Here is a 12,424-nt window from a genome sequence, read left to right on the forward strand (position 1 = left end):
TATCAAGCAGGAGTAAACTAAATGCTCAGATTATACAGATAAGGAGATTGTCAAATGAAAAGCAGAACGTCCGTAATGGTTAGTATTGTGCTGGCAATGCTAGTGGCTTCGCTTGATTCAACGATAATGAATACGACGATGCCCGTTATTGCAAAAGAGCTTGGAAGGTTTGATTTGTACGCGTGGTCGTTTGCTTCGTACATGATTGCAAGTACGATTTTATCTCCGGTAGCGGGGAGATTATCGGATTTATTTGGCCGCAAAAAAGTATTTGGGTTTGGAATTATTGCTTTTTTAATTGGTTCGATGCTTTGCGGCGTGGCGAATACGATGATTCAGCTTGTTCTTTTCCGTGCGGTTCAAGGAATAGGAGCCGGGTTTATGGTGGCCTTTCCCGCTATTATTGCCGGAGACTTATTTCCTGTAGAGAAAAGAGGGAAAATTCAGGCGCTCTTTACAACGATGTGGGGATTATCAGCTGTGTTAGCTCCGCTTTTAGGCGCTTTTTTTGTGGATTATTTAACGTGGAGATGGATTTTCTTTATTAATTTACCCGTATGTATTGTTTCATTTCTGACGTTAATGCCCTATCAAGAAAGCTATAAGCCGAAAAGAGCAAAAGTCGATTACATCGGTGCCATTTTGTTTGGAGCGGGCGTTACGTCGCTGCTGCTCGTTACGGTAGTGGAACAAAACCGAGTTGTGTATGCAGTAGCGGGACTTATTTTATTAGTGATTTTTTATCTCCATGAACGAAAACATGCTTCTCCGATTGTCCCGCTGTCTATGTTTCAAAACAAAACGCTGTCATGGATTAATATCAATGCGTTTATTGGGACAGTAGCTTTATTCGGGACGTCAAGCTACATTCCGTTATTTTTACAGCGAGTAGCGCATCTGTCACTGTTTATGAGCGGAGTAGCCCTGTTAGGAACAGCGGTCGGATGGATGTCTGTGTCCGTGCCGGCGGGGAAATGGATTTTAAAACACGGCTACAGAAAGCTGTTGTTAATTGGAAATGTGCTGCTGGTTGGCTCAGGAACACTGCTGCTTATGCTAAATGAAAGTCACGGTTTCTTTTATGTGTTTTGCGTCATGATTGTACAAGGACTATCGTTTGGACTGCTTTCTACGGTTGGCGTCATTGGTGTACAGCAATTAGTAGGCGGACATGAAAGAGGTATTTCAACGTCATTTTTTATGTTTTGCAGAAACATGGGAACAGCAATCGGCGTTACCATTATGGGTGCTTTGCTGACTTCAGGCGGAAGCTTTATGGCGGGCATTCATCACTTGTTTTTATTTGGCTTTGCCGGAAGCATCGTGGCGTTATTAACTTCCTTAAAAATTCAAAACGATACGGAAGCAAAGCACAATCGAGCTGCTAGTTGAGGGAATTTATGCTAAATATGTTTATTTCATAAAAAAACGGGAAGAAACCAAATAAGGTCATAGAATTGCCTGATAAACCGTAGGCATATTCTTCTTCTTCTTTCACTTACTACATGTGGGACGCCGGGTATCGGCGTCTTTTTTTGCGTGGTTATACGCAGGTTATATAACAAAACGAATATGTAAAGAATGTTAAATTTAAATAATGGGACTTTTTACAAAAATAAGTCTTTAAATGGCAAAAAACATTAGGTATAATTTAGTAGTCATTTAGCATATTTTAGAAATGTTTGACTGAGTTTGTACGAAAAAGTGAAAGGGGATATTTCATGTCATGGCTCACCAAATGGTCGTTCAAAAACAAAGCGGCTATTACCATTATGTCTATTTTAATTTTAGCTTTAGGAGTCATTAGTTATTTTACACTTCCGATGGAGTTCCTGCCGACCGCTGATCAGCCTCAAGTGTCAGTAGTGGTTATGGGGCAAGGAACGGATGCAGACTCGATGGAAAAACAAGTGACGTCACCGATTGAAGAAGCGGTAGCTGGTGTTAAAGGAAAAAGTAACGTGTATTCGACGACGGGAGACGGCTATTCCAAAATCGATATTTCATTTGAATCCAAAACGGATATGAAAGAAGCAAAAACAAACGTCCAAGAAGTGCTGTCTTCGGTGCAGCTTCCAGCCAGCGTATCAAAGCCTAATGTTATTCAATTAAATACCTCTATGATTCCCATCGCAGATATTTCACTTACATTTAAAGAAGGATTAACAAGAGACAACCTGGATCTTGCAGAAAAAAAACTGATCCCTAAATATAAAGACGTTAAAGGCATTGCGAGTGTTCAAACGTATGGAACAGCGGATTCCTACGTGTCTATTAAAGTTGATAATAAAAAATTGTCACAAAAGAACGTGACGATTGATAAAGTCATCAGCGTGTTAGAAGGGAAAAACACGTCGCTTGCAGTTGGAGAAAAAGTCATTAATAACAAGTCGAGCAACATCAATGTAACAGGTAAAATTGACAGCTTGGACAAAGTGAAAAAGCTGCCGGTTGCACCGAATGTAACGCTAGGCGACCTTGCAAAAGTAGAGGTCAAAAAGCCTGAAGGCGTCGTGACGCATATTAACGGAAAAGATGCACTTTTACTTATTGTTACAAAAGACAGTCACTCAAACGCCGTTAGCATTACAAAAGAAGTAAAAAAACTGTCTCAGCAAATTAACAAAGACTATAACAATGTGAATGCTTCTGTATTTTTTGCAACAGGGGACAGCGTACAAAACTCTGTTCATTCCATGATGAAAGAAGTGTTGCTAGGCGCACTTTTTGCGACCGTTGTCATCATGCTGTTTTTACGCAGCGTTCGCTCTACGTTTATCACAATTGTATCCATTCCTTTATCGCTTTGCTTTACGCTGTTCTTACTGTCTAAATCAGGCGTAACGCTCAATATTTTAACGCTTGGAGGAGTAGCGGTAGCGATTGGTAGGTTGGTAGATGATAGTATCGTTGTTATTGAAAACATCTTCCGAAAAATGCAAAAAGAAGAGTTTTCGCTTGGTTTAATTATTGACGCAACAAAAGAAGTGGGCTCTGCTATTACCGCTTCTACGTTAACGACAGTAGCTGTCTTTTTACCAATCGGCCTTGTAAACGGAGGGCTTCAGGACTTTATGCTTCCGTTTGCTCTAACGCTGACGTATTCACTGCTGTCTTCATTAATTGTGGCGCTTACGGTTGTACCGTTAATGAGTGCGGGATTATTAAAAAATGAAAAACTTCGCAAGCACAAGCAGCCGGTTCGTTTTACAAAGGTCATTACGTGGTCGCTTAATCATAAATGGGTTGTGCTGCTGCTTTCGCTGCTTTTATTTGTCGGATCTATTGGCGCGTACACAATGATGCCTAAAGGAGCGGTTGATAACTCTTCATCTGACTTTGTAAGCACAACGTTAAGCTATCCAAACAACACGCCAATTAAAACTGTAGAAGAAAAATCACTGCAGCTTGAACGCTATATTTTAGCTCAAAAAGAAGTAAAAGAGGTATATATGCAGCTTGGTAATACGGATGAAGGAGCCAAGTGGGGAGACGTTGGTTCGCCTACTGAAGCTACGTATACGATTATCGTAAAAGACAGTGGAAATACTGATTCGCTAATGAAACGAATCCAAAATCAAAAGAAACTTTATGATGACGGAGGGGATCTTAGCGTAAGTGCTGCTTCACTAATGGGAGCTTCCACTACTTCCATTACCGTTGATGTAATTGGAAACGACATGAACAAGTTAGAAAAAACGGCAAGCAGCATTAAGAAAGAAATTAGCGATATAAAAGGAGTAGACAAAGTTTCTACGAACCAAGACGAAAAGAAAACGATTTACTCTTTAGACGTAGATCCAACAAAAGCGAATACGCAGAAAGTAGCGCAGCAGCTTGGCGTTATGCTGAACAAAACGCCGATTGGAGCGATAGATTTAGAAGGCAAGCAAGCAAACGTACTTCTTGAATCTGTCTTAAATCCGACGTCACCAAAAGAGCTAAAAGATATTTCTATTATGACAGAGACAGGACCGTCGCCTGTTTCAAAAGTGGCTTCACTAACGCAAGTTGAAAAGCCGACCAATCAGTTTCATAAAAATGGAGACCCATATATTCAAGTAACAGCAGATGTCAATCCAGAAAAGCTTTCAGAGATTAATAAAAACATCCAAACAGCGATTTTTGGAGACGGTAAGAGTAAAGGACTCTCCATTTCAAAAGATGTTGACGTTGTAATTGGAGGAGCAAGCACGCAGCAAGGAGAAGATTTCTCTGACTTGTTTATTACAATGCTCGTGTCAATTGGTATTGTGTTTTTAATTATGGTGATTACGTTTAAAACAATCCGCACGCCGTTTGCCATTTTATTTTCGCTTCCGCTTGCAGCAATCGGTGCCGTTTTAGGATTATTAATCAGCCGCATTCCAGTAGACGTAACGGCTTTACTTGGAGCACTGATGCTGATTGGTATTGTTGTAACCAACGCCATTGTACTATTAGACCGCGTGAAGCAAAATGAAAAGAAAATGATTATGCGCGATGCCATTGTCGAAGCAGCCGCTACGCGTATGCGTCCAATCGTCATGACGTCTGCTGCTACGATTTGTGCGATGCTGCCGCTTTTATTTAAACAAAGCGAAAGCGGAAGCCTCGTTTCTCAAAGTCTTGCAGTCGTTGTAATCGGTGGATTGGCCGTTGCGACTCTTCTTACGCTTGTAGTTATTCCGGTTGTATATGAACTGCTTCATTTCAGAAAATCGAAAAAGCAAAGAATACAGCAAAAACAGCAGGAAGACGTAGCGCCGCTATAATGTTTAAAAAAGGCTAGGACACAAGTAGTTTAGTTGAAGAAAAATCCGAACGATGAATTGAGATTCTTGAGAGAGAATCCGACTCGTTCGGATTTTTTTATTGGCAGAGTGAACGCAGGTTTCATGTCTCTAGTTGCTTTTAGTTGGTGATTGGAGGGCAAGACGAAGACTCCTGCGGGAAAAGCGGAACAGGTGAGACCCCGCAGGAGCACAAGCGACGAGGAGGCTCACCGTCCGCCCGCGGAAAGCGAAGTCTTGCATGGAAATCACCAGCGGTGTCACAAGCGGCTCAGCTCATTCTCTCATTTGTTTGTCTTTAGCTGGAATTGATTTGGGTACGTTCCAGCCTCTTTTTTATGAAACTTTTGGCTAGTAAAACGTATAGTTAGATAAAGAAATGGAGGGGATAATATGTTTGGAACAAAAGAGCAGTGTTCTGTTTGTCAAAAAGAAATTCAGCCGAATGAAGAAGTATGGATGCGGATGAAGTATCCGAGTAAAAGAGGCATGACCGAAATTAAAGCTTTTCTACATCAAGAGGCGCAGTGTGTATGCATGGACTGTTTTGAAAAAACAAAAAAATGAGTCAAATGCACATGTTCTCTTTTCAAAATATTGACATAGTATATTTTATAGTTTAATATTTAGGTAATTATCTAAATACTTAAATACGATGGAGATGAACTTCAATTGAATGAAACGTTTAAAGCCTTAGCGGATCCTACTCGCAGAAAGATTTTAGAGCTGCTAAAAGAGCGGGATTTAACCGCAGGAGAAATTTCCGAGTATTTTAATATGACCAAACCAAGCATCTCAAATCATTTAAAAATCTTGAAGCAAGCGGACCTCGTTCAAGATGAAAAAAGAGGGCAGTTTGTGATTTATTCGTTAAATACAACCGTTTTTCAAGATTTAATCGGCTGGTTTTTCAGCTTTCAGAAAGGAGAGAGTTAAATGAAAAAGCACGTATTTCCTTTAGGCATTACCCTTTTAACACTGGTTGCATGGCTCATTGCACTGCCACACCTACCAGCTACGATGCCCATTCACTGGGGAGCAAATGGAGAAGCAGACGGATTTGCAACGAAGATCAACGCAATGATCTTAACAGTAGGCATCATGGTACTAATTTATTTTATCATCGCATTTGTTCCGCGAATTGACCCGCGTAAAGAAAATTATAAGTACTTTTCAAAAACGTATAACATCGTGTTAAACGCCGTACTGCTATTATTCTTTTTTGTAAATATGAGTACTATTTTACAGGGGCTGGGCTATAACGTGCCGATGGCGTACATTGCTCCGATTATGGCTGGACTCGTTTTTATCATTATCGGAAACTACTTGCAGCGCGTGCGCTCGAACTATTTTATGGGGATTCGTACACCGTGGACATTGAGCAATGAAACCGTATGGAAAAAGACGCATCGTTTATCTGGAAAGCTCTTTTTTATCGGCGGACTGCTAATTCTTATTAGCGCTTTTTTACCAGATGGATACAAGTCAGTTATCATGTGGGGCAGTATCGTTCTGTGCGTGGCGGTTCCTTATCTGTATTCGTACGTGGCGTATAAAAAAGAAATGAATATGTAAGCATACCAAAAAATCCGGTGAACATACCGGATTTTTTTATGGATAACATATCAGCCGTAACGCCACCGTTCGTGTCACGCCGGCTGATGGGAATAAATACAGCATAGAGTATGAAACGCGTTTCAGGTCAAGAGCTGCTATGAAAAAACTTACATTTGCTTACGATCACTTGCTTCAGGCGGCTTTTCAATCCACCCATTTTTAATCATCACTTCACTGCAGCGCCCCGCTACTTTTAAGTCTCGTAAAATACACGCTTCACAGTGCCCGACAATATCGAGCCTCATGCTTGTGGTCATTGCCGTTGCGTAGTAAGTAATGGCTACCTTAAACATTGCGCCTGCATGAAACGTCATCAGCTTTTCTGAAAAAGGCGCGTGCGTAGACGTTGTGATTTCATTATCCAAAAGCGGAGGAGTATGAAGGTTTTCTTCGTGCATAATGGAAGAATAAAGCTCAATATGCTTGTGGGCCACATCAAGACCGGTCTCCATTACTTTCTTCACATCTTTTCGTTTGCTCACTTGTTTAAAGGCAATCAAAAGCGCTTTGGTTGCCATGCTTTTGCGTAAGTTAAAATAAATATTACCGGCTTCATTTGCGTTTAAAAGACGCTGCTTTCCGACAAAATCAAGAGCGTAAGACAAATCTGTGATCGGCTCTTGTTTTTTCGGATTTAAAAAATAAGGAGCAGGCACATAAAGATTTTTTGCTAAAAGCAAATCGAGCGACCGATTGTAGATTTCCATCGCATCTAAATTACATTTATGATAATAATCTCGAATATCTCGGCGAACTGACACGCTAAATGAAATACCGTATCCTGACAAGCCATGAATCGTCATGTCGTGAAGATACTTCAGCCAAAACGAGTCTGTAAAAAGAGGAGGTGCGTGCAAATCCACATCTTCATCTGTAAATCCATTCGGCAGCGGAAAATGTTCGGCCCGAAAAATGGCAGTCAGTATCTCAATATGCTTTTCAGATAACTTTAGCGAAAAGGCAAACAGCGACCGAATGTCAGCATCTGTCACGGTTGCAAGAACGTGTTTCGCTACACAAACCGCCAGCGTATCCTGGTGATACTGCGCGCATAGACTCGTTATTTCAGTTGAAGTCAAACGCTTGCTTTCTGCGTTCAATTGGCTTTCCTCCTATCTATAAAAATGGTACGTATTTATAAAAAACAGATAAGTATAGTGTGAACAAGGGTGTGTTAAATTATTCCACATTTAAATTGAAATCAAAATAGAAAAAAGACCCGCCCGGTAAAGCGCAGATCTCTATGTATTGGTTTATTTTTTATTCATTTCTTTTTCAATTTCAGGATAGGTAATGCCGTATTTTTTAGAGACGGTAACTAAACTCATAATTTCTTCTTCAGTAGGCGGTCCGACTTGCGGCAGAGGAGCATTTGCGGGAACGGAAGTACCAAGTTCTTTAACGAATGAATCAAAGCCTGCTGGAGAAGCAGTAAGGATAAATTCCGTTTCTTCTGGTCCGGTCACAAAGCGATGCTGAATACCTCGAGGAGCAAAAACATAATCGCCCGCTTTTGCTTCAATTATTTCTTCTCCTATGTAAAAAATCATTGAGCCGCGCTTTACGTAAAACGTTTCATCTTCATATTCGTGAAGGTGAAGCGGGGGACCTTGGTTTGCTGGTTTCACTACGTGTGCCACGGCGTAAGCTCCGTTTGTATCTTCACCTGATACAAGAAGCGTTACTTTTTCATCAAGAAAATGAAATGTGTTTTGATCGTGCGGTGTACGGTGAAAAGCGTTTGTTAGCTGATTATGAGTTGCTGTCATCCTTTTATCTCCTTTAAAAACATATTTTGAGATTATTGTATACTAATATGGGCGTTTTGTGTGGAAAATAATAGTTAAAAAGAATTATTTATTTACATTTATTATCTTTTTATAGTTCTAATGTTATTGATTATGGATTTTTTATAGAATTCTCTTTATCTATTTTCCAAAACTACCCAATATGCTAACATAAATATAGAATTCCTAAATGGACAAGTGATGTATCAGATGTAAAAGGAGAGTTTTGATGAAGTTGTTTAAAGATGCTTCTAAGCAGGAGCATCAAAATTGGAATAAAGCTGTGTCGGTAGGTTTTTATATTCTTTTATTCTTGCTTTTTGTGAACATAATAATGTATTCCTATAATGGGGCCGAGTTAATGTCGTCGCTCTCGATGTTTTGGACAGGAATCATTGTGACGTTTGGCTATCAGTTTATTTAAAATAGAAGAGATGGAAGTAAGCGAAAATGAAAAAACAGCCTTGGTACCGTTCAGAAAAATTTCTGATGCTTCTGTGTTTTTTTGCACCGCCCATTGGTTATGTGGCGGTAGTGATGAATAAGAAAAAGCTAAGCCGAGAACAGTGGCTGAGTAGCTTAACAGTAGCGACTATTATCATGTCCATATGGCTGCTGAAGTTTTTACCGCATCAGTGGGGAACGATTATTTTACTAACGGGAGCCGGAATTTACTGGTATCACCGAATTTTGAAGAAGTTTAAGAAGTAGCGTCAGGGATAAAGAAAGTTAAATTTTACGCATTGATATTTTCACAAAAGCAGTTAAAATATTATAGTAATACAAATTTGTTCTACCCATGTAAATAAAAGTATGTATTTAATATGTTTTATGATTAGTTAAGAATAGAGCCAACCAAAGCGGTTGGTTTTTTGTATGAGTTCATTCTCTTTTTGTGGAAATTGAAGAATAGTATCCGATGTAAAGCTAGAGCATACAGGCGAGTTTTAAAACTGTCGGATCAGTTCTTTAAACAGGAGGCCATCACTAGTGTCGATAAAGAAAAAGTTGTCCGTATTCTTTACTTTGCTGGTATTGTGTATTCTACTAGCGAATAACACCTTGCACTACATTCGATCAAAAAATAGATTAACAGAGTTTAACCAAAGGGAAATCACGCTGGTCACAGAAGAAATTGCATACGAAGTCGAAAATTCCAAAAATAGTGCTTCCTATATGGAAGATCGAATGGGACAAGAATTACGAACGGCTTCAATTGCGATTCAACAGTCTTTGCCTGCTGATTACCGAGACGTCAGCAATGACGAGTTAAAGCAATTGGCTAAAAAACTGATGGTATCTCATATTACGTTATTAGCACCCGTAGAAGGTGATATTATAGGCGTAAAATCTTCTGACCCTAAAGAAATCAATATGTCTACAAAAGAGTGGGGCTATTGGTATACATCTTTTCAGCAGCTGCTTTCTCAGCAGCCGGTCACGACAACAAAAGGATTGACTTTACCTCACTATTGGAGCGGGCCGATTGAGGTAGCTTCTAGTAATCCTAATCACATTGATAAATGGGGTTATTATTACGATGGGTCTACTAATTATATTGTTGATCCTTATTTCCGGGATCAGCACGTCCTCGATTTTGAAAAAAGGTTTGGCCCTACGAACGTGATGGACCGTTTTACGGAAAATCTTGAAGGCGTTCTTGAACTAACGGCTTTTAACCCGAAAAATTTCGGAAAAAGAAATCAAAACGTATATTTAAACGGCAATAAATATATTAAAATAAAAGATCAGCCAATTTGGTACGGTACCTACACGTATCGAAATACCGAACGTGATAAAAAGTCTATTCAAAAGGCCTTAAAAACAGGGAAATCACAAAGCTATACTGCTGAAATCAACCATAAAAAAGTATTAAAAACATTGGTACCGATTAAAGAAAAAAACTCTCCAGCTTACGTAATAGGGGTAGTGTATGACTACGGGCTTATTGAAAAAGAGCTGCAGCAAGAATTAATCAAACATTTACTGCTGTCTCTTCCGTTTATCTTTATTGTCCTTATTGTCAGCTTTGTCTTCTCTACATCCATTACACGGCCGATTAAACATATTATGGAACACGTAAATCAAATCGCCAAAGGCAATTTTGGCAAGGTGCTGAATGTAAGAAGAAAAGATGAGCTGGGAGGACTTGTAGAAAACATCAACCACCTTTCTCACTTTTTAAAAACATATGTGGACGATTTAAAGAAAAGTCAGGAAGAAAGTGAGTACCATGCCTACCACGACTTTTTGACAGGGTTGCCAAACAGAAGATATTTTAAAGAAGAATTAAACAGGCGCTTAATTGAGTCGAAGGAAAAGTCCATTCGTCACGTAGCCGTGTTATTTATGGATATAGACCGGTTTAAAGATATTAATGATACGCTAGGGCATTCAAAAGGAGATCAGCTTATACAGCTGATAGCCAACCGTATTAAAGAATGTCTGCCTCCTGCTAACAGCTTTCTTACAAGGCAAGGAGGAGACGAGTTTGTCATTTTATTCAGTGATTTTACGCAGGAAGAAGTTAAAGGTATCACCGAGAAGATCATTGCGTATGTTCAACAGCCCTGCTACATTGACAATGATGAAGTTTTCGTCAGTATCAGCAGCGGGCTAAGCTTTTATCCGGAGCACTCTACGAATTTGGACACGCTTATTACGTATGCAGATGTCGCCATGTATGCTTCAAAAAGACAAGGCGGCAGCAAAGTAAGTATTTATCATGATTCGTTAAATCAAAAACAAGCTGAGAAAGTTCACATCGAAACGCGCTTGCGAAAAGCAATTCAAAAAGGTGACATTGACGTTTACTATCAGCCGAAAATAGAAGCGCATCGCAATGTAATCACCGGCGTAGAAGCATTAGTTCGCTGGAATGACGCAGAGCTTGGATTTGTTTCTCCGGAAGTATTTATCCCTATAGCAGAAGAAACTGGTTTGATTCAGTCTCTATGGGAAGTTGTCATGAGAAAAGCTTGTTTTCAAGTCAGCAAATGGAACAAGGACCGAAGCGAAAAATTGACGCTAGCGGTTAACTTTTCTCCGCGGCAGTTTCAAGATCCGATTGTGTTGGTTAATGAAATACAGCAATTTCTTTCGCTCCATAAATTTGATCCCACATGGTTTGAAATGGAAATTACGGAAAGTACATTGCTGATGAACGCGGAAGAAACGATTAAAGCTTTACATCTGTTAAAGAAATATGGTATATCAATTTCTATCGATGATTTTGGAACCGGATATTCTTCATTGAGTTATTTAAAAAAATTACCAATCGATTGTTTGAAAATCGACCGGTCTTTTATCCAGGATATTCAAGAAGATTACAGCAATAGTGAAATTGCGCAGGCGATTATCAGCTTATCTCAAAGCTTAAAGCTGCAGGTGATCGCAGAAGGTGTGGAAGAAGAATATCAAAAAGCGTTTTTAATGGAAAATGGCTGTGATCATATGCAGGGATACTTGTTTAGCAAGCCTCTTGCTGCGGAAGATTTTGAAGCAGCGTTTTTAAATAGCTGAAACAAAACCATCATTTGAAAATAAACTTACTAAGAAAAGGGAAGAGGACATAAAGAGATGGCACTTAGTACACAAAATTTAATTGCTCAAAAATTTTTAGAAACACTAGGAACAAATTCAACTGAAATAGATAAAAAAATCGGTCAAGCTGACACATTTATGAATGCGGTGAAAGAACTGATTGATTTATGCGGAGATAATCCGGAAAGAGACGGCCTTGAAGAGACGCCGTACCGCGTGTTAAAGGCGTTTTTAGAATACACGGAAGGCTACCGAGAAGACCCGAAAGCTCATTTGGAAAAAACATTTGATGTGAATCACAACGAACTGGTGTTAATACGAGACATTGAGTTTCATTCAATGTGTGAACATCACTTTGCGCCGTTCTTTGGCGTTGCGCACGTTGGGTATATACCGGATAAAAAAATTACAGGTCTATCTAAAATTGCTCGTACGGTAGAAGGATATGCAAAAAGATTTCAAGTTCAAGAACGTCTAACAAATGAAATTGCAGATGCAATCGAAGAAGTGTTAGAGCCAAAAGGAGTCATGGTGATTATTGAAGCAAAGCATATGTGCATGTGCGGAAGAGGAATTAAAAAATCTTCAGCTTCTACAGCCACTTCATCTGTTCGAGGAATGTTTATGGAAAAACCAGAGGTTCGAGGAGAATTTTTATCTCTTTTACAGCGACAAATGTAAAGAAACAAAAAGCCATATAAGCTG

General features: G+C 39.5%; 12 protein-coding genes. 10 read left to right on the forward strand and 2 right to left on the reverse strand.

What is annotated here, in order from left to right; all coding sequences use genetic code 11:
- Positions 1-54 precede the first annotated feature (54 nt).
- The 6 genes from AC0C45_RS08895 (at position 55) to AC0C45_RS08920 (ending at position 6,347) form a co-directional block, all read left to right on the forward strand.
- Positions 55-1,392, forward strand: a complete 1,338-nt coding sequence (locus AC0C45_RS08895; protein WP_034653888.1) for an MFS transporter — start codon at positions 55-57, stop codon at positions 1,390-1,392.
- Between the two features lie 329 nt (positions 1,393-1,721).
- Entirely contained in the window at positions 1,722-4,754 is a 3,033-nt protein-coding gene (locus AC0C45_RS08900) for an efflux RND transporter permease subunit (protein WP_472928045.1), read from the forward strand.
- A gap of 146 nt (positions 4,755-4,900) precedes the next feature.
- Positions 4,901-5,074, forward strand: a complete 174-nt coding sequence (locus tag AC0C45_RS08905; protein WP_216873966.1) for a hypothetical protein — start codon at positions 4,901-4,903, stop codon at positions 5,072-5,074.
- A 91-nt stretch (positions 5,075-5,165) separates the two neighbouring features.
- Entirely contained in the window at positions 5,166-5,339 is a 174-nt protein-coding gene (locus AC0C45_RS08910) for a hypothetical protein (RefSeq protein WP_047931736.1), read from the forward strand.
- A 105-nt stretch (positions 5,340-5,444) separates the two neighbouring features.
- The gene (locus AC0C45_RS08915; protein ID WP_013082079.1) at positions 5,445-5,708 is read left to right on the forward strand and encodes an autorepressor SdpR family transcription factor; all 264 of its coding nucleotides are present in this window, start codon (positions 5,445-5,447) and stop codon (positions 5,706-5,708) included.
- Positions 5,709-6,347 carry an SdpI family protein gene (locus tag AC0C45_RS08920; RefSeq protein WP_237893598.1) on the forward strand — a complete coding sequence of 213 codons (639 nt, stop codon included), beginning with the start codon at positions 5,709-5,711 and terminating at the stop codon, positions 6,345-6,347. It abuts the gene before it with no gap.
- Positions 6,348-6,496: 149 nt separating this feature from the next.
- Here AC0C45_RS08920 and AC0C45_RS08925 read toward each other — a convergent pair whose 3' ends face one another.
- Both AC0C45_RS08925 and AC0C45_RS08930 read right to left on the reverse strand, forming a co-directional pair.
- Positions 6,497-7,489: a DUF3231 family protein gene (locus AC0C45_RS08925; protein WP_047931733.1), complete on the reverse strand. Its 993-nt coding sequence runs from the start codon at positions 7,487-7,489 to the stop codon at positions 6,497-6,499.
- 153 nt (positions 7,490-7,642) lie between these two features.
- Positions 7,643-8,158, reverse strand: a complete 516-nt coding sequence (locus AC0C45_RS08930) for a cupin domain-containing protein (RefSeq protein ID WP_472928046.1) — start codon at positions 8,156-8,158, stop codon at positions 7,643-7,645.
- Between the two features lie 247 nt (positions 8,159-8,405).
- Here AC0C45_RS08930 and AC0C45_RS08935 point away from each other — a divergent pair, with 247 nt between their 5' ends.
- The 4 genes from AC0C45_RS08935 to folE all read left to right on the forward strand — a co-directional run bounded on the left by AC0C45_RS08935 (position 8,406) and on the right by folE (position 12,400).
- Entirely contained in the window at positions 8,406-8,600 is a 195-nt protein-coding gene (locus AC0C45_RS08935; protein ID WP_472928047.1) for a hypothetical protein, read from the forward strand.
- A 26-nt stretch (positions 8,601-8,626) separates the two neighbouring features.
- Positions 8,627-8,887 (forward strand): hypothetical protein, encoded by a 261-nt coding sequence (locus AC0C45_RS08940; protein WP_257063007.1) that lies wholly within the window; start codon positions 8,627-8,629, stop codon positions 8,885-8,887.
- A gap of 279 nt (positions 8,888-9,166) precedes the next feature.
- Complete coding sequence (locus AC0C45_RS08945; RefSeq protein WP_472928048.1) at positions 9,167-11,698, forward strand: putative bifunctional diguanylate cyclase/phosphodiesterase; 2,532 nt, start codon at positions 9,167-9,169, stop codon at positions 11,696-11,698.
- Positions 11,699-11,755: 57 nt separating this feature from the next.
- Positions 11,756-12,400, forward strand: a complete 645-nt coding sequence (folE, locus tag AC0C45_RS08950) for a GTP cyclohydrolase I FolE (RefSeq protein ID WP_047931724.1) — start codon at positions 11,756-11,758, stop codon at positions 12,398-12,400.
- Positions 12,401-12,424: the final 24 nt, after the last annotated feature.

Source organism: Priestia sp. VA7, from assembly GCF_055710015.1.